21 protein-coding genes are annotated in these 22,092 nt (G+C 62.8%); 12 read left to right on the forward strand and 9 right to left on the reverse strand.

Annotated features, from left to right (window positions below; translation table 11 throughout):
* Positions 1–223 precede the first annotated feature (223 nt).
* The 3 genes from aroG (at position 224) to M0D68_RS30915 (ending at position 2,170) form a co-directional block, all read left to right on the forward strand.
* Positions 224–1,297: a 3-deoxy-7-phosphoheptulonate synthase AroG gene (gene aroG / locus M0D68_RS30905; RefSeq protein WP_093644635.1), complete on the forward strand. Its 1,074-nt coding sequence runs from the start codon at positions 224–226 to the stop codon at positions 1,295–1,297.
* A 198-nt stretch (positions 1,298–1,495) separates the two neighbouring features.
* Entirely contained in the window at positions 1,496–1,834 is a 339-nt protein-coding gene (locus M0D68_RS30910) for a type II toxin-antitoxin system RelE/ParE family toxin (RefSeq protein ID WP_200651171.1), read from the forward strand.
* 3 nt (positions 1,835–1,837) lie between these two features.
* Complete coding sequence (locus M0D68_RS30915) at positions 1,838–2,170, forward strand: helix-turn-helix domain-containing protein (RefSeq protein ID WP_063494819.1); 333 nt, start codon at positions 1,838–1,840, stop codon at positions 2,168–2,170.
* Positions 2,171–2,221: 51 nt separating this feature from the next.
* Here the strand turns inward: M0D68_RS30915 and hmpA are convergent, their stop codons facing one another.
* Complete coding sequence (gene hmpA, locus M0D68_RS30920; protein ID WP_200651172.1) at positions 2,222–3,427, reverse strand: NO-inducible flavohemoprotein; 1,206 nt, start codon at positions 3,425–3,427, stop codon at positions 2,222–2,224.
* A gap of 98 nt (positions 3,428–3,525) precedes the next feature.
* Positions 3,526–4,080: a cob(I)yrinic acid a,c-diamide adenosyltransferase gene (locus tag M0D68_RS30925; RefSeq protein WP_200651173.1), complete on the reverse strand. Its 555-nt coding sequence runs from the start codon at positions 4,078–4,080 to the stop codon at positions 3,526–3,528.
* Positions 4,081–4,303: 223 nt separating this feature from the next.
* Here M0D68_RS30925 and M0D68_RS30930 point away from each other — a divergent pair, with 223 nt between their 5' ends.
* The 6 genes from M0D68_RS30930 to proC all read left to right on the forward strand — a co-directional run bounded on the left by M0D68_RS30930 (position 4,304) and on the right by proC (position 11,639).
* On the forward strand, positions 4,304–5,719 hold the full coding sequence (locus tag M0D68_RS30930) for an FAD-linked oxidase C-terminal domain-containing protein (protein WP_093644631.1): 1,416 nt from the start codon (positions 4,304–4,306) through the stop codon (positions 5,717–5,719).
* Positions 5,720–5,834: 115 nt separating this feature from the next.
* Positions 5,835–7,328, forward strand: a complete 1,494-nt coding sequence (locus M0D68_RS30935) for an FAD-linked oxidase C-terminal domain-containing protein (protein ID WP_093644629.1) — start codon at positions 5,835–5,837, stop codon at positions 7,326–7,328.
* 269 nt (positions 7,329–7,597) lie between these two features.
* Positions 7,598–8,686 carry a glycolate oxidase subunit GlcE gene (gene glcE, locus M0D68_RS30940; RefSeq protein ID WP_266226257.1) on the forward strand — a complete coding sequence of 363 codons (1,089 nt, stop codon included), beginning with the start codon at positions 7,598–7,600 and terminating at the stop codon, positions 8,684–8,686.
* A gap of 8 nt (positions 8,687–8,694) precedes the next feature.
* A complete protein-coding gene (gene glcF / locus M0D68_RS30945) occupies positions 8,695–9,921 on the forward strand; it encodes a glycolate oxidase subunit GlcF (RefSeq protein WP_093644625.1) in 1,227 nt (408 codons plus the stop codon).
* 150 nt (positions 9,922–10,071) lie between these two features.
* Positions 10,072–10,770, forward strand: coding sequence for a YggS family pyridoxal phosphate-dependent enzyme (locus M0D68_RS30950; RefSeq protein WP_200651174.1), 699 nt, complete (start codon positions 10,072–10,074; stop codon positions 10,768–10,770).
* Between the two features lie 53 nt (positions 10,771–10,823).
* Positions 10,824–11,639, forward strand: coding sequence for a pyrroline-5-carboxylate reductase (proC, locus tag M0D68_RS30955; protein WP_200651175.1), 816 nt, complete (start codon positions 10,824–10,826; stop codon positions 11,637–11,639).
* A gap of 117 nt (positions 11,640–11,756) precedes the next feature.
* Here proC and ubiA read toward each other — a convergent pair whose 3' ends face one another.
* The 7 genes from ubiA to recG all read right to left on the reverse strand — a co-directional run bounded on the left by ubiA (position 11,757) and on the right by recG (position 18,979).
* Complete coding sequence (gene ubiA, locus M0D68_RS30960) at positions 11,757–12,620, reverse strand: 4-hydroxybenzoate octaprenyltransferase (protein ID WP_093644619.1); 864 nt, start codon at positions 12,618–12,620, stop codon at positions 11,757–11,759.
* Positions 12,621–12,847: 227 nt separating this feature from the next.
* Positions 12,848–13,336: a Dps family protein gene (locus M0D68_RS30965; protein ID WP_027777895.1), complete on the reverse strand. Its 489-nt coding sequence runs from the start codon at positions 13,334–13,336 to the stop codon at positions 12,848–12,850.
* A 154-nt stretch (positions 13,337–13,490) separates the two neighbouring features.
* Complete coding sequence (locus tag M0D68_RS30970; RefSeq protein ID WP_200651176.1) at positions 13,491–13,652, reverse strand: hypothetical protein; 162 nt, start codon at positions 13,650–13,652, stop codon at positions 13,491–13,493.
* Between the two features lie 80 nt (positions 13,653–13,732).
* Positions 13,733–15,187 carry a catalase gene (locus M0D68_RS30975; RefSeq protein WP_200651177.1) on the reverse strand — a complete coding sequence of 485 codons (1,455 nt, stop codon included), beginning with the start codon at positions 15,185–15,187 and terminating at the stop codon, positions 13,733–13,735.
* Positions 15,188–15,257: 70 nt separating this feature from the next.
* Positions 15,258–15,407: a hypothetical protein gene (locus M0D68_RS30980; RefSeq protein ID WP_167378513.1), complete on the reverse strand. Its 150-nt coding sequence runs from the start codon at positions 15,405–15,407 to the stop codon at positions 15,258–15,260.
* Positions 15,408–15,588: 181 nt separating this feature from the next.
* Positions 15,589–16,548, reverse strand: a complete 960-nt coding sequence (locus M0D68_RS30985; protein ID WP_054037761.1) for a hydrogen peroxide-inducible genes activator — start codon at positions 16,546–16,548, stop codon at positions 15,589–15,591.
* A gap of 124 nt (positions 16,549–16,672) precedes the next feature.
* Positions 16,673–18,979 carry an ATP-dependent DNA helicase RecG gene (recG, locus tag M0D68_RS30990; protein WP_200651178.1) on the reverse strand — a complete coding sequence of 769 codons (2,307 nt, stop codon included), beginning with the start codon at positions 18,977–18,979 and terminating at the stop codon, positions 16,673–16,675.
* A 148-nt stretch (positions 18,980–19,127) separates the two neighbouring features.
* Here recG and queA point away from each other — a divergent pair, with 148 nt between their 5' ends.
* The 3 genes from queA to yajC all read left to right on the forward strand — a co-directional run bounded on the left by queA (position 19,128) and on the right by yajC (position 22,015).
* On the forward strand, positions 19,128–20,186 hold the full coding sequence (gene queA / locus M0D68_RS30995; protein ID WP_266226260.1) for a tRNA preQ1(34) S-adenosylmethionine ribosyltransferase-isomerase QueA: 1,059 nt from the start codon (positions 19,128–19,130) through the stop codon (positions 20,184–20,186).
* Positions 20,187–20,274: 88 nt separating this feature from the next.
* Complete coding sequence (gene tgt / locus M0D68_RS31000) at positions 20,275–21,480, forward strand: tRNA guanosine(34) transglycosylase Tgt (protein ID WP_266226262.1); 1,206 nt, start codon at positions 20,275–20,277, stop codon at positions 21,478–21,480.
* Between the two features lie 205 nt (positions 21,481–21,685).
* Entirely contained in the window at positions 21,686–22,015 is a 330-nt protein-coding gene (yajC, locus tag M0D68_RS31005) for a preprotein translocase subunit YajC (protein WP_007179286.1), read from the forward strand.
* The last annotated feature ends 77 nt before the right edge of the window (positions 22,016–22,092 follow it).

Raw genomic sequence — 22,092 nt, forward strand, 5'->3', positions numbered from 1 at the left:
AGACCGCTGGCGGATCGAGAGGGGTGTTAGTGCACGCAAGACACCCAGAATTCACGAAAACCGCCAGCTAGCCTGGCGGTTTTTTTTCGCCTCACGCCTTTGAAACTTTTGCCGTTGAAATCTTTTTGATTGTTGTTCGCCGTGGCATCGCTGCCTGATTGCCGTCTGATCGCAGCCTTCATTGCCCGCGCGAACACGCTACGACCGATTCAGGAGAATAAACATGCCCCCGCACAACACCGACGATGTCCGCATCCGCGAATTGAAAGAACTCACGCCGCCCGCTCACCTGATCCGCGAATTCGCTTGCGACGAAACGGTGTCCGACGTGATCTACAACTCGCGCAACGCGATGCATCGCATCCTGCACGGCATGGAAGACCGTCTGATCGTCATCATCGGACCGTGCTCGATCCACGATACGAAGGCGGCGATGGAATACGCCGGGCGTCTCGTCGAACAGCGCAAGCGCTTCGCCGGCGAACTCGAAATCGTGATGCGGGTGTACTTCGAAAAGCCGCGTACGACGGTGGGCTGGAAGGGTCTCATCAACGACCCGCATATGGACAACAGCTTCAAGATCAACGACGGCCTGCGCACCGCGCGCGAACTGCTGCTGCGTATCAATGAGCTCGGCCTGCCGGCCGGCACCGAATACCTCGACATGATCAGCCCGCAGTACATCGCCGATCTGATCTCGTGGGGCGCAATCGGCGCGCGCACGACCGAATCGCAAGTGCACCGTGAGCTGGCTTCGGGACTGTCGTGCCCGGTCGGTTTCAAGAACGGCACGGACGGCAACGTCAAGATCGCTGTGGACGCAATCAAGGCCGCGTCGCAGCCGCACCATTTCCTGTCGGTTACCAAGGGCGGCCACTCGGCGATCGTCTCGACCGCCGGCAATGAGGACTGCCACATCATCCTGCGCGGCGGCAAGACGCCGAACTACGACGCGGACAGCGTCAATGCGGCGTGCGCCGACATCGGCAAGGCGGGTCTCGCGGCGCGCTTGATGATCGACGCGAGCCATGCGAACAGCTCGAAGAAGCACGAGAACCAGATTCCGGTGTGCGCGGACATCGGCCGTCAGATTGCTTCGGGCGACGAACGGATTGTCGGCGTGATGGTGGAATCGCATCTGATCGCGGGCCGCCAGGATCTGCAGGAAGGCTGCGCGCTGACCTACGGCCAGAGCATCACCGATGCCTGCATCGGCTGGGACGAAAGCGTCGCCGTGCTGGAAGGTCTCGCCGAAGCCGTCAAGCAACGGCGTGTGACGCGCGGCAGCGGCAACTAAAAAGTCTCTGCGCGACTCTGCGCGATCGCTGTAGTTGGTTCATCGAAAACCCGGCTCATGCAGCCGGGTTTTTTGTTAGCCGAACGGACGAATGGTGCTCCGTGCGCCGCCTCTGTACCGTAACAACTCGTTGCCGGGTCGGATACGACTTGACCAGGCTGGGTGTTGCGTATAAGATTTTGTACATGAAAGGCGGTTATGGAGCACGAAAAAGAAATTCGCTGGATGGGTTCCAGCTATCACGATTTACACGCCTTTCCCGAAGAGCCACGTCGGCGAGCCGGATTTCAGCTTGGCAAGATTCAGGCAGGTCTCGACCCAGACGACTGGAAGCCGTTTGACTCGATCGGCGCTGGAACACGCGAGATTCGCCTCAAGGAGGCTGACGGTATTTACCGCGTGATGTATGTCACCAAGTTCGTGGAAGCGCTGTATGTGCTGCATTGCTTCCAGAAGAAGACGCAGAAGCTACCGCCGCAGGATAGAAAGATTGCCGAGATGCGGTACCGCGCCATCATCAATGATAGGAAAACTTAACAAATGACGATCGACACAAAAATCCGTCACGTAACAAAACCCGGCGCAAACCTGTTTCTCGAACTCGGTTTTTCCGCCGAAGAAGCGAAGCGCCTGCACGCCGCTTCGCAGAAACAGATCAACGACACGCGGCTGCTCAAGGAACAACTGATGACCGAGCTGTCCAGCTGGATCGAGCAACATCATCTGAAGCAGGCCGAGGCGGCCGAGATTCTGATGGTGTCGCGTCCGCGCGTGTCAGATGTGGTCAACAAGAAGACCACCAAGTTCACTATCGATACGCTGGTCGAAATGATGAGCCGGATCGGCAAGCCGGTCACACTGGCTGTTGGGTAAGGTGCACGGCGCGCCCTCGCTTTCGCACCTGGCTTGCCGCGCGCCCTTGTTTTACTGCACCGCGCCTGAACCGAACACTTCGGTGTGAATCCGCGCCACATCCACACCGAGCGAGGCCAACGCCTCGCATTGCGCGCGCATGAACGGCACCGGTCCGCAGATGTAGTAATCCGCATCGGGAACGATCACCTTGTCGGCGATTTTCATGAGGTCGAGGCGGCCCTCGAAGTCGTAGTCGATAGCAGCGCGGTCGCAGGCTTCAATGGCTTCGTAGAACACCGCACGCGTGACGTTGGGATGCGCTGCGACCGTATCGTTCAGCCACTGCCGGAACGCGTGCACGCGGCCATTGCGGCAGGCATGCACGAAGGTCACACTGCGCTCACTCTGGTCGGCAAGCAACGTAGACAGCATCGAGGTCATTGGGGTCACGCCCACGCCGCCGCTCATCAGCACCACGGGTGTCCTCTTCTTGCGATCCAGCGTGAAGTCGCCCGCTGGTGCGCTGACATGCACCACCGCGCCCACTTCCACACCGTCGTGCAGGAGGTTCGATACGTGGCCGGGTGCCATATCTTCCCGACCGGCTTCGCGCTTTACCGAGATACGCAGCCAGTTGCCGTTCGGCGCATCCGACAAGCTGTACTGCCGCGGCTGATCGACGCCGAGTTCATCCACGAAACGCTTCACGCTCAGATATTGGCCAGGCTCGAAACCGCAGGCCGGTGAGCCATCGGCGGGCGTCAGATAGAACGACGTGATTTCATCGCTCTCCACTTCCTTGCGTGCAACCTTGAAGGGCCGGAAGCCGCTCCACGCCGCACCTTCGTAAAGCTTGGCCTCTGTGCCGATAAAAATATCCGCGAGCTGCCCGTAAGCGACTTCCCACGCGCCGAGCGTCTCCTGATCGACTGCATCGCCGAGCACATCAACGATTGCGCCTAACAGGTGGCGTCCCACGATCGGATACTGTTCCGGCCGGATATTCAGACTCACGTGCTTATGCGCGATGCGTGAGACGGTGGGACCAAGGGCGCCGAGGTTATCGATATTGGCGGCATATGCGTATACCGCCTTCGCCAGCGTCTCCGGCTGATTGCCGCTCTTCTGGTGAGTCTGGTTGAACACGTTCTTCAACTCAGGATGGTGCGCGAACATGCGCTTGTAGAAGCGTTTGGTGATGGTCGTGCCGTGCACGGCAAGCACGGGAACGGTGGCTTTGACGCGGGCGATCTGGTCGGCGGTGAGTGCGGTCATAACGATTTCTCCTTAAAGATGCATTTACAATACCTCTTTAAGGAGAAGCTCTGCCCGGACAGATTGTCACAGGAGCTTAAAGGGACTGAAGCGTCGTGTTAGCCGGCGCTACGATCGTGCTGCCACAACACGTCGCTGCCACCGTCCGCGCGATTGAGCACCCGCGCGAGCACGAACAGCAGGTCGGACAGCCGGTTCACATACTGGCGCGGCGCCTCATTGACCGCCTCGCTTTCACCGAGCGCGACGATCGACCGTTCGGCGCGCCGGCACACCGTGCGGCACACGTGCGCAAGTGCGGCTGCGCGCGAGCCGCCGGGCAGAATGAATTCCTTCAATGGCGGCAGGGTGGCGTTGTAATCGGCCAACCAGTCGTCGAGCTGGCCGAGATGCGTGTCGGTAATCATCGTGTGGCCGGGAATGCAAAGCTCGCCGCCAAGATCGAACAGGTCGTGCTGAATCGCAACCAGCGCCGCCCGCACCGTGTCGGGCAGCGTTTCGCACAGCAACACGCCGAGATTCGAATTGAGTTCATCGACGTCGCCGATTGCGGCAATGCGCGCGCTGTCTTTGCGCACGCGCCGGCCATCGCCGAGACCGGTGCTGCCGTCGTCGCCCGTACGGGTGGCGATTTTGCTCAAGCGGTTGCCCATGATGTCTCCCATGCATTCATTCAGTAACGATGCGTCTGCGCGACGCCGGTGAATCCACCCGGCGAACCCGGTAAGCAAGCCACCGGGTTATCCATATTGCGCGCATCGTGAGGTCGCCGCCATTATAGGAGCGGCAGCCGTCCCCGACGCCGGCCCGCGGGTGATCGGCGTAAAATGAAGCACAAGCTGTAGAACAGCTCCGCCCCAATATCAGGAGACATGCGTGAATCATCCCGTGCCGCCGGCCCCGCTACGCCGGCCGTTTCCCGCCGAGTTACTGACTGCCCTCAAAGCCGTTTTCGGCGAACGCGTGTCCACCGCCGAAGCCGTGCGCACCCACCATGGCCGCGACGAATCGCCGTTCGATCCCCAACTGCCCGACGCCGTCGTATTCGCGCGCAATACGGAAGACGTGCAAACCATCGTCAAACTGTGCGGCCAGTACAACGTACCGATCATCCCCTACGGCAACGGTTCGTCGCTTGAAGGACATCTGCTGGCAGTGCAAGGCGGCGTGTCGATCGACCTGTCGGAAATGAACCGGGTCTTGTCGATCAACGCTGAAGACCTGACCGTCACCGTCGAACCCGGTATTTCGCGCAAGCAGTTGAACGAAGCACTGCGCGACACCGGCCTGTTTTTCCCGATCGACCCGGGTGCTGACGCGAGCATCGGCGGCATGTCGGCCACGCGCGCCTCGGGCACCAACGCCGTGCGCTACGGCACGATGCGCGAAAACGTACTCGGACTGACGGTGGTTCTCGCCGACGGCCGCGTGATCAAGACCGGCACGCGTGCGCGCAAATCGTCGGCGGGTTACGACCTCACGCGTCTGTTTGTCGGCTCGGAAGGCACGCTCGGCGTGATTACCGAAATCACCGTTCGGCTGTATCCGCAACCGGAAGCGGTCTCGGCGGCGGTCTGCACGTTCCCGTCGATGGGCGATGCGGTGCGCGCGGTCATCGAAACGATTCAGATGGGCGTGCCGATTGCACGCGTCGAATTCGTCGACTCGCTCGCGATCCGCTCGATCAATCGCCATTCGAACCTCACGTTGCGCGAGGCGCCTACGCTGTTCTTCGAATTCCACGGCACCGAAGCCGGCGTGAAAGAGCAAGCCGAACTGGTGCAGGAGCTCGCCGCGCAAAATGCCGGCGAAGGCTTCGAATGGGCAACCCGGCCGGAAGACCGCAGCCGCCTGTGGAACGCGCGCCACAACGCGTATTTCGCGATGCTGCAACTGAAGCCCGGCTGCCGCGCCGTCACGACAGATGTCTGCGTGCCGATCTCGCGCCTGGCGGAATGCGTGATGGAAACCGAGCAGGATCTGAAGACGTCGCCGCTGCCCTGCCCGATCGTCGGCCATGTCGGCGACGGCAACTTCCATGTCGCGATCCTGATCGACCCGAACAAGCCGGAAGAGCTCGTCGAGGCCGAGCGCCTGAACCATCTCATCGTGCAACGCGCGCTGCGCATGGACGGCACCTGCACGGGCGAGCACGGGGTTGGTCTGCACAAGATGAACTTCCTGCTCGAAGAACACGGCGAAGTCGCGGTCGACACGATGCGCTCCATCAAGCACGCACTCGATCCGCATAATCTGATGAACCCGGGCAAGATCTTTTCCTGGGCGGCTTGACGCTTCATCAGCACTCAGCTCAGCTCAGTTGCATCGGCGGCAGCGGCAACGCCTGCTGCCGCACAACGAGGCTTGACCGGGCACGCAGCGTGAAAGACACCAGGAGACAAGTCATATGAACGCACCCGTCGAACTGACGGCCGAAGTTCTCGCCCAGCGCCAGCGCGAAGTCGTGCAGGCGCTGATGGCCGTGCTGCCGAACCATTGTCTGCTGTATCGCGAAGAAGACACCGTTGCCTACGAGTGCGACGGTCTCGCCGCGTACCGGCGTCTGCCGCTCGCGGTCGCCTTGCCCGAGACGGAATCGCAGGTCCAGCGCATCGTGCAGATCTGCCACCGGCTCGACGTGCCGATCGTGCCGCGCGGCGCGGGCACCGGTTTGTCCGGCGGGGCGATGCCGATCCGGCACGGCGTGGTGGTGTCGCTCGCGCGCTTCCGCAAGATCGTCGAAGTCGACTCCTATGCCCGGACCGCGACCGTGCAACCGGGGGTGCGCAATCTGTCGATCTCCGAAGCCGCCGCGCCCTACGGCCTTTACTACGCACCCGATCCGTCGTCGCAAATTGCCTGCACGATCGGTGGCAACGTCTCCGAGAATTCGGGCGGCGTTCACTGCCTCAAGTACGGCCTGACCGTGCATAACGTGCTGCGTGTTCGCGCCGTGACGATGGAAGGCGACATCGTCGAATTCGGCTCGCTCGGGCCTGACGCGCCCGGGCTCGATCTGCTCGCGGTGCTGATCGGCAGTGAAGGCATGTTCGCGATCGTCACCGAAGTCACCGTCAAGCTGATCCCGAAGCCGCAAACGGCACAGGTCATCATGGCCAGTTTCGACGACGTCGTGAAAGGCGGCAACGCGGTCGCCGGCATCATTGCCGCAGGCATCATTCCGGCCGGTTTGGAGATGATGGACAAACCGGCTACCCGCGCGGTCGAAGAATTCGTCAACGCGGGCTACGACCTCGACGCGGCGGCGATCCTGCTGTGCGAATCGGACGGCACGGCTGAAGAGGTCGCCGACGAAATCGTGCGCATGACCGCGGTGCTGCGCGAACAGGGTGCAACCCGCATCCAGATTTCGCGCTCGGAGAATGAACGGCTGCGCTTCTGGTCCGGGCGCAAGAACGCCTTTCCCGCGGCAGGCCGCATTTCGCCCGACTACTACTGCATGGACGGCACCGTGCCGCGCCGCAGTATCGGACCGCTGCTGGCGCGCATCGAGGTCATGGAGAAGAAATACGGCCTGCGCTGCATCAACGTGTTCCATGCCGGCGACGGCAACATGCATCCGCTGATCCTGTTCAACGGCAACGATATGGACGAGTGGCACCGGGCCGAAGCCTTCGGTTCCGACATTCTCGAAACCTGCGTGGAGCTGGGCGGCACGGTAACCGGCGAACACGGCGTGGGCATCGAGAAAATCAATTCGATGTGCGTGCAGTTCTCGCCCGAAGAGCGCGACGCATTCCACGCGGTCAAACGCGCCTTCGACGCGCCGGGCTTGCTCAATCCCGACAAGGGCATTCCCACCCGCGCGCGTTGCGCCGAGTACGGCAAGATGCATGTGCGCGGCGGCTTGCTGCCGCACCCGGACCTGCCGCGGTTTTAAGACGGCTGACGACGCTGCCGGCCCAAGACGGGCTCGCAGCGTTGCATGGCGCAGCCGCCGCCCGGCTCCGTGCCGCCCGTCCACATATCGGGACCCCCGCCCACGACCAGCCCGCCCCCTGCCCGCCCGTTTCCCACCGACGCATCCACAGGCCCCAAGCCCCAAGCGCTTCCCCGCTCCCACCCTGATTACCCGATGCGGGTCCGCTCCGGGTTGCCAGCGCGCCGCCGCCCGGTACAATCAATCGAAACACAACGAAGCAGGACACCATGGAAGAGGACGACATCGTCGCCGTTTGGTCTGAACGCGTGCGTTCAGCCAGCGCCGAAGGGCGCACACTGCGCATCCGTGGCGGCGGCACCAAAGACTGGTACGGTCAGACGCTGGAAGGTGACATCCTCGACACGCGCGCTTATCGCGGCATCATCGCCTACGACCCGGCCGAACTGGTCATCACGGCGCGCGCGGGCACGCCCCTGCTGGAGATCGAGGCCGCGCTCGCCGAGCACCATCAGATGCTCGCCTTCGAGCCGCCCCACTTCGGGCCACAGGCCACCTTCGGCGGCTGCATCGCGGCGGGCATCGCCGGTCCACGCCGCCCGTCGGCCGGTGCGGCGCGCGACTTCGTGCTGGGTGCGGTCATCATGAACGGCCAGGGCCAGGTCCTGCATTTTGGCGGCCAGGTGGTGAAGAACGTCGCCGGATACGACGTCTCCCGCTTGATGGCGGGTTCGCTGGGCACCCTTGGGCTGATCCTCGAACTGTCGGTCAAGGTCCTGCCGCTACCGCAGGCCGAAACCACGCTCAAATTCGACATGAACGGCACCGATGCGGTCCGCAAGCTCAACGAATGGGGCGGCCGCCCACTGCCGATCACGGCGAGCGCATGGCGTCACGGCACGCTGGCCGTGCGGATGGCCGGCGCGGAAGCCGCGGTCAAAGCGGCGCGCACGGCGCTCGGCGGCGAAGTGGTCGATGCCGTCGAAGCGGAGCGCTTCTGGGCCGGCCTGCGCGAACAGACCGACTCGTTCTTTGCGGCCATCCCGCCGAAGGCCGCGCTCTGGCGCCTCGCGCTGCCGTCCATCACCGAGCCGATGCAATTGCCCGGCGCGCAACTGATGGAATGGGGCGGCGGCCAGCGCTGGTGGATCACCGACACCGACGCGCAAACCGTGCGTATCAGCGCCAAACAGGCCGGCGGCCACGCCACCATCTTTCGTAGCGGCTACGGCTACGACCGCAACGCCGGAGTCTTCACACCGCTGCCCGCACCGCTGATGAAAATTCATCGCGGCCTGAAAACCGCCTTCGACCCGGCCCGCATCTTCAATCGCGGCCGCCTCTACCGCGACTTCTGAGCGACGCGATGCAAACCAACCTCGCGGACTTCATTCGCAATACACCCGATGGCGACGAAGCCGACGCCATCCTGCGCAATTGCGTGCATTGCGGCTTCTGCACCGCGACCTGCCCGACCTATCAGATACTCGGCGACGAACTCGACGGACCACGCGGCCGCATCTATCTGATCAAGCAGATGGTGGAAGGCGCGGCGGTGACGCGCAGCACCCAGGTTCACCTGGACCGCTGCCTCACTTGCCGCAACTGCGAGACAACTTGCCCTTCCGGTGTGCAATACGGCAGGCTGGTCGAGATCGGCCGCAAGATCACCGAGGAAAAGGTCACACGCCCGTTCGGCCAGCGGATGGTGCGCCGGCTGCTTGCGAGCTTCGTGCCGAACAGCGCACTGTTCACGCCGACCATGCGAATCGGTCAGCATATCCGCCCGCTCCTGCCGAAGAAACTGCGCGACAAGGTGCCCGCGCGCCAGCGTCCGCTCGAATGGCCGACCGCGAAACATCCGCGCAAGATGTTGATGCTCGCGGGCTGCGTGCAACCGTCGATGATGCCGAACGTCAATGTCGCGACGGCACGGGTGCTCGATGCGCTCGGCGTGGAAACCTTGATCGCGCCCGAAGCAGGCTGCTGCGGTGCGATCCGTCTGCATCTGGGCTACAACGACGAAGCGCTCGACGACCTGCGCGCCAACATCGACGCGTGGTGGCCGTACATCGAACAGGGGGTCGAAGCGATCGTAATGAACGCGTCAGGCTGCGGCGCGACGGTCAAGGAATACGGGCATCTGCTGCGCAACGACCCTGCGTATGCGGAGAAGGCGCGCCGCGTGACCGAGCTGACGCGCGACGTCGCGGAGATCCTGCCGGAGTTCGAAGAAGCGCTCGTCGCCGTGACGCGCCGCCGCGCGATCCATACGGTGGCGTTCCATCCGCCGTGCACGTTGCAGCATGGTCAGCAGGTGCGCGGCAAGGTCGAACATCTGCTGACGGCGCTCGGCGTGGAAGTGCGCCTGCCCGCCGACAATCATCTCTGCTGCGGCTCGGCCGGGACCTATTCGCTGACCCAGCCCAAGCTCTCGTACGCGCTGCGCGACCAGAAGCTCGAGCGGCTGCAGGCGCAGGAACCGCAGGTGATCGTGTCGGCCAACGTCGGCTGCATTGCGCACCTGCAAAGCGGCACGTCCACGCCGGTCGCTCATTGGATCGAACTGGTGGAGCATATGCTGTCCGCCTGAGCGATACGTTTTGATGAGAAGCGCGGCACGTGGCTTGCGGCACCTCACCGCAAGCGCGTGCGCCTATCCCGCAGCGGCATAAAGCGGCACGAGATGGCGGCGTCCGTATAATTCGATCATCGCTTTTCGCCAGACTTCCGGTTCCGTTCCATGCCCGATCTGATTCACAACCTCGAAGCGGTGCAGCAGCGCATCGCTCTCGCCGCGCAGGTGGCCGGACGCGACCCGCGTTCGATCACCCTGCTCGCGGTCTCGAAGACGTTTCCCGCCGAAGACGTGCGTGCCGCCTACGCAGCCGGCCAACGCGCGTTCGGTGAGAACTACGTGCAGGAATCCATCACCAAGATCGAAGCGCTGGCCGATCTGCGAGCCGCGCTCGAATGGCATTTCATCGGACCGTTGCAATCGAACAAGACGCGCCCGGTTGCCGAGAATTTCGACTGGGTGCATTCGGTCGACCGCCTGAAGATCGCACAGCGGCTCTCGGAGCAGCGCCCGGACAACCTGCCGCCCTTGAACGTCTGCCTGCAGGTCAACATTAGCGGCGAAGCGTCGAAAAGTGGTGCGAGCATTCCCGAGGCCGTCGAAGTCGCACAGGCAATTGCCGCGCTGCCTAAGCTGAATCTGCGCGGCCTGATGGCGATTCCGGAGCCGGCCGGCAGCATCGAAGAACAGCGCGCGCCGCATCGGCAACTGCGTGAACTGTTCGAGCGTCTGCGTAACGACGGCCTCGAACTCGATACGCTCTCGATGGGCATGTCGAGCGACCTCGAAGCCGCCGTGCTGGAAGGCGCGACGATCGTGCGCGTCGGCACGGCGATCTTCGGTGCACGCGATTACTCTCACTGACCGTTTCAGACCTTTCCCTTCCCGACACCTCACGGCACTTCTTTCGGAACATCATGAAAATTGCTTTTATCGGCGGTGGCAATATGGCCGCCGCGTTGATCGGCGGTCTCATCAAGCGCGGCGTCGCGCCCACTGACCTGTACGCAATCGACCCCAACGAAGACGCGCGCAAACGCAATGAGCAACAATTCGGCGTCAAGACCGGCGCCGCCGCGGACGCTGCGCTCGCGTCGTACGACGCCGTCGTGCTGGCAGTGAAGCCGCAGATCCTGAAGAGTGTCGCCGAGGCACTGGCGCCGCATCTGCAGGCCTCGCAACTGGCAATCAGCATCGTCGCGGGTATTCGCATGGATGACATGTCGCGCTGGCTGAACGGCCACGCGCGCATCGTGCGCGTGATGCCAAATACGCCGGCGCTGATTGGCATGGGCGTCACGGGCCTGGTTGCGACCGGCAGCGTCGACGAAGCCGGCCGCGCGCTCGCCTCGCAGGTGCTGGGCGCAGTTGGCGAAACGGTCTGGTTCGACGACGAAGCGAAGATCGACGCCGTCACCGCGATTTCGGGCAGTGGCCCTGCTTACGTGTTTTATTTCATCGAGGCGCTGCAGGAAGCGGCACGCCAGCTCGGTATGGATGAAGCGCAAGGCCGCGCGCTGGCGGTCGCGACCTTCACCGGCGCGGCACAATTGGCCGCGAACTCGGACGAGCCGCCGAGCCTGTTGCGCGAACGTGTGACGTCGAAGGGCGGCACCACGGCGGCCGCGCTGGCCTCGTTCGAAGCGAGCGGGATCAAGGATGCGATCGTCCGCGGCGCGCTTGCCGCCAATGCGCGCGCCAACGAAATGGGCGACGAGTTCGGCAAGCTGTAAGGGCGATCAGCTGGCAATTGCCAGCACAAGAGCAGGAAAGTAGAAAGTACGCTCAAGGACGCTGCGCCTCGAACTCATCCGAGGCGGCGTCCGCGGCGGAACAGAAGCGCGCAAGAACTAAAACGAAGCCGCCGCGTAATGCGCTGCGATACCGACAAACAACGCGCCGCCGAGCCAGTTGTTATGACGGAACGCCGCGAAGCACGCCATGCGCTCGCGATTGCGGATCAGCGTGTAGTGATAGATTGCGCAGCCCACCGCCGCCGCCCATCCCAGCCAATACAACACACCGAAGCTGAGCATGACGCCGATGCCGACGTAAATCCCCAGCGTCGCCGCATAGCACAGCATGATCGCCGCCACGTCGAAGCGGCCGAAGGTGAGCGCCGACGTGCGGATACCGATCTTGATGTCGTCGTCGCGATCGACCATCGCGTATTCCGTGTCGTAGGCAACCGACCAGAACACGTTGGCCAGCAGCATGACCCAGGCGAGCATCGGCACGTGATCCTGAATCGCGGCGAACGCCATCGGAATACCGAAACCGAACGCGATGCCGAGATACGCCTGCGGAATCGCAAAGAAGCGCTTCGTGAACGGATACGACCCGGCGACGAACAGCGCCGCCACCGACAATTCCTTGGTCAACGTATTCAGCGGCAGAATCAGTAGAAAGGCCAGCAGCGACAAGCCGGCCGCCAGCGCCACCGCTTCCCATGCCTTGATCTTGCCCGACGTGATCGGGCGGTTTTCCGTGCGCTTCACGTAGCGATCGAAGTCGCGATCCGCGTAGTCGTTGATCGCGCAACCCGCCGAGCGCATCAGCACCGTACCCACCGTGAAAATCACCAGCAGCGGCCACGACGGATGACCGTCGGAGGCAATCCACAGCGCATTGAGCGTCGGCCACAGCAGCAGCAGGCTGCCGATCGGCTTGTCCATGCGCACGAGGCGCAGATACAGGGGAAGTCGGGCGAACATGGGCGGATTCGGTGAAGTGCAGACGGTGCCGCTATTTTACGGGATGCGGACTGAAGGCAGTCTTCAGGCGGGCGAAGCTGGCCTTCTGGGTGCCAGAACCGGGGCCGCAACCGTAGCCGGGCCTCGAGCTACAGCTGAATGCAGATCGGGCACCGCAAAAAACAAAGCCTCCCGCAAACGGAGGCTTTGTTTGTTTTGCTACTCAACTCAACTTAACGCTAAAGCATTTAAGCCAACATCGAGCGCAGCATCCACGCAGTCTTTTCGTGAGTTTGCATGCGTTGCGTCAGCAGGTCAGCGGTCGGCTCGTCGTTGGCGGCTTCCGTCGACGGGAAAATCGCGCGTGCAGTACGCACCACGGCTTCCTGACCTTCCACCAACTGCCGGATCATTTCTTCCGCCGCCGGCACGCCGTCCGCTTCCGGAATCGACGACAGCTTCGCGAATTCCTTGTAGCTGCCCGGCGCATGCACGCCCAGTGCGCGGATGCGTTCAGCGATCGAATCGACCGCGAGCGCCAGCTCGTTGTACTGCGTTTCGAACATCAGATGCAGCGTGTTGAACATCGGACCCGTCACGTTCCAGTGGAAGTTGTGGGTCTTCAGATAAAGCGTGTAGGTGTCGGCGAGCAAGCGCGACAGACCTTCTGCGATCTTCTTGCGATCCTTGTCGCTGATTCCGATATTGACGTGCTGTACAGCTTCTTTCTTGGCCATGATGACTCCTTTGAAGAGTGATACGAACCGGTAGGTAGAGTGACGGCGTGCGGCTAGCAAACCCGGCACGTCGAACGCCCGCCAGTTTAGCTTAGAAAGCCGCTGCGTTCGTGTGACGCGTGGTCGCTTGCCGCACCCGCGGTCCCGCGTTCAATCACGCACCCAATGCATGTTGCACGGCTTGCGCGACGATCACCACGAGTCCGCTCGAGAAGATCGCGAATCCGACTGCCTTGCGCAGCGTCGATGCGTAGTGCCGTTGCTTGCCGCGAGCGGCCGGCGAGCCGCCAATGGTGGACATCATCATCTGGATCATGATCGTGCTTCCTCGATTCGTATCAATACCGGCGGGGCGCCGATGCGCCCCGTCCTGCTACATCAACTCACTGCAACTGCTCACTTCTTGCCGCCTTCCGCAAGTTCGGCCAACGCGGCGATCACACCTTCCGCATAGGCCGGATCGGCGCGACGGAAATGCTCGATCTGACGCGCGACGATCTCTTGCGGCACACCGTTGATATGACGTGCGATGTTGCCGAACAGACGCTGACGCTGTGCCGCATCGAAGAGCGCAAACAGCATGCCCGGCTGCGTGTAGTAGTCATCGTCCTCGCGATGCTCGTAGCGATCGACCGTCCCCGCTGCGAGCGGCGGCTCCGCCGCGTTGGTGTCCTGCGCGAAGTCGCCGAAGCGATTCGGCTCGTAGTTCACGTTGCCGCCGAGGTTGCCGTCCGTGCGCATCGCGCCGTCGCGATGGAACGAATGGTGGACCGGGCAGCGCGGCGCATTCACCGGAATCTGATGGTGATTGATCCCGAGGCGATAACGCTGCGTGTCGCCATACGAGAACAAACGGCCTTGCAACAGACGGTCCGGCGAGAAGCCGATACCCGGCACCACGTTGGCGGGCGTGAACGCGGCCTGCTCCACATCCGCGAAATAGTTCGCCGCGTTGCGATTCAATTCGATCGTGCCGACGTCGATCAACGGATAGTCCTTCTGCGACCACACCTTGGTGATGTCGAACGGATTGAAGCGGTACTTCGCGGCTTCCGCTTCCGGCATCACCTGAATAGCAAAACGCCATTTCGGGAAGTTGCCTGCGTCGATGCTCGTGAGCAGATCCTGTTGCGCGCTTTCACGGTTCTGTGCGACCACTTGCGCCGCTTCGGCATCGGTAAAGTTCTCAATGCCTTGCATCGACTTGAAGTGGAACTTCACCCAGAAACGCTCGTTGTTGGCGTTGATGAACGAGTACGTGTGCGAGCCGAAGCCATGCATCTGGCGGAAGTTCTGCGGAATGCCGCGATCGCTCATCAGGATGGTGACCTGATGCAACGACTCCGGATGACGCGACCAGAAATCCCATGCCGCGATATTGCTGCGCATGTTGGTGTACGGGTCGCGCTTTTGCGTGTGGATGAAGTCCGGAAACTTCAGCGGATCGCGGATGAAGAACACCGGCGTGTTGTTACCGACCACGTCCCAGTTGCCTTCTTCCGTGTAGAACTTGATCGAGAAACCGCGCACGTCGCGCTCCGCGTCGGCGGCGCCGCGTTCGCCCGCCACCGTCGAGAAGCGCATGAAGAGCGGCGTGTCCTTGCCGACCTCGGCGAACACTTTCGCCTTCGTGAAACGCGAGATGTCGTGCGTGACTTTCAGCGTGCCGAATGCGCCCGAACCCTTGGCGTGAACGCGGCGTTCCGGAATCACTTCGCGATCGAAGTGAGCGAGTTTTTCGAGCAGCCAGACGTCTTGCAGGACGACCGGACCGCGCGCGCCGGCGGTCATCGAGTTCTGGTTGTCGGCGACGGGTGCGCCGGCTGCATTGGTGAGCTTACGTTCGGACATGCGGTACTCCTGAGTGGCTTTGATCGGAAACGGAATGCGGGGAGAGGTGCGGCGCGCTGATGCCTACGGCTTATGCGGATAGGGCCCGATCGACCAGCAATGACAATGCAACCGTGCCCATACCGCGCACCGACGCGGCGAAGGTGCCGGTGCTGCCGGTGGTCATGCGGACGGGTTGAGCGAGGACAGTTGGGACTTGCTGCGAGTTCGGCTGCGTCATGATTTCCTCCGGGTCTGATGGGATCGGGCGATCCATGGAGGAAACTATAACAATGCTATCGAATTAACGTGTTTGATTAATTATATCTATTCGATAGGGAGTGCGGTTGTCGGCGCCTTGAGTCCCGCCGGACCGGCTGCAGAAAATGTGCGGCGGTCCGGCGTGGGCGCGGTTTGGCCGGTCAGTTGACGGCGACAGGCAGATCGAGCTTTTTTACACCCGTCAGATCGCAGGCGTTGATGGCGTCACAGATGGCGTCGATCGCGGGCGTCCGCGTGAAGCTCTTACGCCAGGCAAGCACCACACGGCGATCCGGCACCGGTTCGTCGAAGGCGACGTAGCTGAGCAGGCCGGCGTCGATACCGCCGGCGTGCGGCTTGACCTCCTGAACCGACATGCGCGGCAACACGGTAATGCCGACGCCGCTCGCCACCATATGACGGATGGTTTCCAGCGACGAACCTTCGAAGGTCTTCTGGATGCCGTCCGCGTTCTGCGAGAAGCGCATCAGTTCCGGGCAGACGCCCAGCACATGGTCGCGGAAGCAGTGGCCGCTGCCGAGCAGCAGCATGGTTTCCTGCTTCAGATCCTCGGCGTCGATCTTCGCGCGGTTTTCCCACGCGTGACCGGACGGCAGTGCGACGACAAACGGCTCGTCATAGAGCGGACGTTGCATGAGACCCGTTTCCGGGAACGGCAGCGCCATGATGGCGACGTCGATTTCGCCCTGCTTGAGCAGTTCGATCAGCTTGACCGTGTAATTTTCCTGCAGCATCAGCGGCATCTGCGGGACGCGCTTGATCATCTGTTTGACGAGCGTAGGCAGCAGATACGGCCCGATCGTATAGATGACGCCGAGGCGCAACGGCCCGACCAGCGGGTCTTTGCCCTGTTTCGCGATCTCTTTGATGGCGAGCGTTTGTTCGAGGACGCGCTGTGCTTGCGTGACAATCTGTTCGCCGATCGGCGTGACACTGACTTCGCTGGTGCCGCGTTCGAAGATCTGTACGTTGAGCTCGTCTTCGAGCTTTTTGATGGCCACCGACAGGGTCGGCTGGCTAACGAAACACGCTTCGGCGGCCCGGCCGAAGTGCCGTTCGCGGGCAACCGCGACGATGTATTTCAATTCGGTGAGCGTCATTGGGGGACCAATCAGTGCGATGAGTTCGATAGGTTCTAGTTATACACCTATAGGGTCGGTTCGCCAACTTTTTGGTCCTTTGCCGGCCTGGCTGACGAGCGTATCTGCCGTCAAGGACCTGTCGTCAAGCCTTCAAATACTGCTCCCGCGCCCCGAGCCAGCGGGCCAGATGCTGCAACACCACCTCCGGATACTTTTCGAGCAAAGCCGCGGCGGCCTCTCTGGCCGGCTCGATGAGCCACTGGTCATTCTGGAGATCGGCAAACCTCAACATGGCCGCGCCCGACTGTCGGGCGCCAAGAAACTCTCCCGGACCGCGAATCTCGAGGTCGCGCCGGGCGATTTCGAAGCCGTCAGTCGTCTCCCGCATGGTCTGCAAGCGCGCACGCGCCGTCATCGACAGCGGACCGGTATAGAGCAACACGCAGACCGAAGCCGCACTTCCGCGTCCTACCCGCCCGCGCAACTGATGCAACTGCGCGAGACCGAAGCGCTCGGCATGCTCGATCACCATCAGCGACGCATTCGGTACATCGACACCCACTTCGATCACCGTCGTCGCCACCAGAAGCTGCACTTCGTTGCGCGTGAACGCATCCATCACCGCGGCCTTCTCCGCCGGCGCGAGACGTCCATGCACCAGTCCGACATTCAATTCGGGCAACGCGGCCACCAGCGTCTCGTAAGTCTCCACCGCGGTCTGCAACTGCAGGGTCTCGCTTTCCTCGATCAGCGGACACACCCAGTACACCTGGCGACCCGTCAACGCAGCCTCGCGCACGCGGCCGATCACCTCTTCGCGCCGCGCATCGGAAACGAGCTTGGTCAGAATCGGCGTGCGCCCAGGCGGCAATTCGTCGATGGTCGAGACGTCGAGGTCGGCGTAATAGGTCATCGCCAGCGTGCGCGGAATCGGCGTCGCCGACATCATCAATTGGTGCGGCTGGAAATCGCGCGCCCCGTCGGCGGCTTTCTGCGCCTTGGCGCGCAAGGCGAGGCGCTGCGCCACGCCGAAGCGATGCTGTTCGTCGACGATTACCAACCCCAGCCGCGCGAACTCGACTGCGTCCTGGATGATCGCGTGCGTACCGATCACAAGCTGCGCAGTACCAAGTGCCGCTGCTTCAATCGCAGCGCGCTTTTCCTTCGTCTTAAGACTGCCGGCGAGCCACGCGACGCTTACGCCGAGCGGCTCCAGCCAGCCGCGCAATTTGCGCGCGTGCTGTTCGGCGAGAATTTCGGTCGGCGCCATCAGCGCGGCCTGGTAGCCGGCGTCGATCGCCTGTGCCGCGGCCAGCGCGGCCACAATCGTCTTGCCACTGCCCACGTCACCCTGCAGCAAGCGCTGCATCGGATGAGGCTGCGTCAAATCGAGCGCGATCTCGCCACCCACGCGCTCCTGCGCCGCCGTCAGCGAAAACGGCAGCGCCTTCAGCAACCGCGCCACCAGTGCCGCTTCGTCGCCCAGCTTGCGGCGTGGCATGGCCGGCGCCGCGCGCGTGCGGCGCTCGTCATGGGCGCGCTTCAACGACATCTGCTGCGCCAGCAATTCTTCGAACTTGATCCGTACCCACGCTGGATGCGTGCCATCCATCAGCGCGTTTTCATCGGCCTGCACGCCCGGGTGATGCAGCGTGCGCACCGCCTCCATCAGCGCCGGCACGCCAAGCGGCTGCAAATAAGCCTGCGCGATCGGCTCGGGCAGCAACTCCGGCAACGAGGTGCGCGACAACGCGTTGTCGATCGATTTGCGCAGATACGCCTGCGTCACGCCCGCGGTGCTCGGATAGACCGGCGTCAGCGCCTGCGGCAGCGGCGTGTCTTCATCGACCACGCGCACCGCCGGGTGCACCATCTCCATGCCGAAGAAACCGCCGCGTACGTCGCCGCGCACGCGCAGCCGCGCGCCGATCGCCATCTGCTTGACCTGCGAGCCGTAGAAATTCAGAAAGCGGAGGACAAGTTCGTCGCCGGCGTCGTCGCGCAGTTTCACCAGCAACTGGCGGCGCGGGCGATAGGCGATCTCGTTGTCGAACACCACGCCTTCGGTCTGCGAGATGCCACCCGGCAGCAAATGCCCGATCGGTGTCAGCGAGGTCTCGTCTTCGTAGCGCATCGGCAGATGCAGTACCAGATCGATGTCGCGCGTGAGGCCGAGTTTGGCGAGCTTGTCGACGGGTTTGGCCGCGGGCTTGGCGCCGGCTTCGGCTGCAGGCTTCCTGGCGGCTTTGCCCGCGGATTTGCCGGCAGGCTTGTCGCCGAATGGGTCAACCATTTCGCCTTCACGCGCGGCTTGGTCGCTCTCCGGCGCGACACCCCCGCCAAGGTCGTTCTGGTCGGCCGCCGCTGCTTTGCCCCGCGAGACGCGGCGCTTCGGCTCGGCGCTCACTTCATCGGTAGCGGAGGGCAATCGGCGTTCGGACAAAGGCATGGGTTGCTTCGCAAGTACAATATCGGCTGTCAAAGGTGTCGCCGCCAAGCAGCACGCGGGCTCGCGGGCCGCTCCGGCGTCCCGCAATCATAGCCGCCCGGCTCCGGCTTCGGCTCAATTCAGTCCCAATTCGCTTCCAGTCGTCCGCATGTTTACGCTTTCCGATTTCGATTTCGATCTGCCGCCCGAGCTGATCGCGCAAGTCGCGCTGCCCGAGCGCAGCGCCAGCCGTCTGCTCGAAGTGGCCCACACGGCCGACGCGACCGACGCCGCGCACCTGATCGACCGCCGCTTTGCCGAGTTGCCCGAGTGCATCGCGCCCGGCGATCTGCTGGTCTTCAACGATACCAAAGTCCTGAAGGCGCGCGTCCTCGGCCAGAAGGCCAGTGGCGGCAAGATCGAAGTGCTGGTAGAGCGCCTCACGGGCGAACGCACGGCGCTTGCGCAGATCCGGGCGAGCAAGAGCCCGCAGCCGGGCACCACGATTCGTCTCGCCGACGCGTTCGACGTGACGGTCGGCGAACGCGTCGAGCCGTTCTACACACTGCATTTCCCGGACGACTGCCTCACGCTGATCGAGCAATTCGGCCGCCTGCCACTGCCGCCGTACATCGAGCACGACCCCGACGCGACCGACGAAACCCGCTACCAGACGGTGTTCGCGCAAAACCCGGGCGCGGTGGCCGCACCCACCGCCGGCCTGCATTTCGATGACGCACTGCTCGCGCGACTCGACGCTCGCGGCGTGGAGCGCGCGACGCTAACGCTGCACGTCGGCGCGGGCACCTTCCAGCCGGTGCGGGTGGAGAATCTGGCCGAGCACAAGATGCACAGCGAGTGGTACCACCTGCCGCAATCGCTCGCCGACAAGATCGCGGCGACGCGCGCGCGGGGCAACCGCGTGATCGCGGTGGGCACGACGTCGATGCGCGCGCTCGAAGCCGCCGCGCGCGATGCCGAAGCCGCCGGACGCCCGCTCGGCGCGGCCAGCACGGAAACCGACATCTTCATCACGCCGGGCTATAAATTCCGCGTGGTCGACAGGCTGGTGACCAATTTCCATTTGCCGAAGTCGACATTGCTGATGCTGGTGTCGGCGTTCGCAGGTGTCGAAACGATTCGCGAGGCTTACCGCCACGCGATCGAACAGCGTTACCGCTTCTTTAGCTATGGCGACGCGATGCTGCTCACGCGCCGCGACGCTTGAACCATTGTTTTTTACCCAGCCGCCGTGGCCTACCCGGCGGCGTTCACCATTTGCGCCGGACTGTTCTCCGGTAGCACAGGAGTCCCCCATGACCGACGGTCATACCCACGATACAAGCGGTACCTGCAGCACCTGCGCGAGCCACGGCGAGCGCCCTGACAACGGCCTCAAATTCGAACTGCTCGGCACCGACGGCCAGGCACGCCGCGGGCGCGTTACGCTGAATCATGGCGTGGTCGAAACGCCGATCTTCATGCCGGTCGGCACCTACGGCACGGTGAAGGCGGTCCAGCCGCGCGAGCTCGAAGAAATGCACGCGCAGATCATCCTCGGCAACACCTTCCACCTGTGGCTGCGCCCGGGCCTGGAGACGATCGAGGCTCACGGCGGCCTGCACGGCTTCATGGGCTGGAAGAAGCCGATCCTGACAGATTCGGGTGGTTTTCAGGTGTTTTCACTCGGTGATCTGCGCAAAATCACCGAAGATGGCGTCACGTTCGCATCACCTATCAACGGCGACAAGCTCTTCCTGTCGCCGGAAGTGTCGATGCAGATCCAGAAGGTGCTGAACTCGGACATCGTCATGCAGTTCGACGAATGCACGCCCTACGCGACCAACAACGTGCCGACTTCGCATCAGGAAGCTGCCGATTCGATGCGCATGTCGATGCGCTGGGCCCAACGCTCGATCAACGAATTCAACCGCCTCGGCAATCCGAACGCGTTGTTCGGCATCGTCCAGGGCGGCATGTTCGAAGACCTGCGCGACGAGTCGCTGGCGGGTCTCGCGGAGATGGATTTCCACGGTCTCGCGATCGGCGGCCTGTCCGTCGGCGAGCCGAAAGAAGACATGATGCGCGTGCTGAACCACATCGGCCCCAAGCTGCCCGCCGACAAGCCGCACTACCTGATGGGCGTCGGCACGCCGGAAGACCTGGTGGCGGGCGTAGCCGCCGGCGTCGACATGTTTGACTGCGTGATGCCGACCCGCAACGCGCGCAACGGCTGGCTCTTCACCCGTTTCGGCGACATCAAGATCCGCAACGCCGCGCACAAGAACTCGCTGCGCCCGCTCGACGAGCAATGCGGCTGCTACACCTGCCGAAATTTCACACGCGGCTACCTGCATCATCTGCATCGTGTAGGGGAAATCCTCGGTGCGCAGTTGAACACGATTCACAACCTGCACTACTACCTCGAGTTGATGCAGGAAATACGCGACGCGATCGACGCAAAACTGTTCGAGCCTTTCCGCAAGCGCTTCCACGAGGACCGCGCGCGCGGCATCGATTAGCCGGCATTTGGGAATCAGCTGACGAAATTGCCGGAGGAATCTGCTGGCGTCGCGCGGAAAACCTTACAATTAACTTTCGCGCACGGCAAAAAGGCCTTAAACGGTTGATCGGAAAGCCGATTCGCCGCGCCGACCCCTGTCAGGCCAGTGGTAGAATAACCGGCTGATTTTTTTGATCGTTTTGATTTATAACGGAGAGACCAACGTGTCGTTCATTTCCAATGCCTTTGCCCAAGGCACAGCAACAGGTGGCATTGAATCGAACCTGATGAGCTTCCTGCCGCTGATCCTGATGTTCGGCGTGCTGTACTTCATCATGATTCGCCCGCAAATGAAGCGCCAGAAGGAACACCGCAACATGCTCGCCGCCATGGCGAAGGGCGACGAAGTGGTGACGAATGGCGGCATCGTCGGCAAGGTGACCAAGGTGGGCGAAGCTTACGTCGGCGTCGAAATCTCGGAAGGCACGGAAATCACCGTGCAAAAAGCGTCGGTCACGACGATTCTCCCGAAGGGCACGATCAAGTCGCTGTAAGGCCTGCTCTCTCGCGTCCGGCGCGGCCTCGCCGGCAGTTCTCGCAGCACAACGCTGAACTGCCCGCGCTCATCGCC

The organism is Paraburkholderia sp. SEWSISQ10-3 4, assembly GCF_030464785.1.
In the GTDB taxonomy this organism is placed as follows: domain Bacteria; phylum Pseudomonadota; class Gammaproteobacteria; order Burkholderiales; family Burkholderiaceae; genus Paraburkholderia; species Paraburkholderia aspalathi.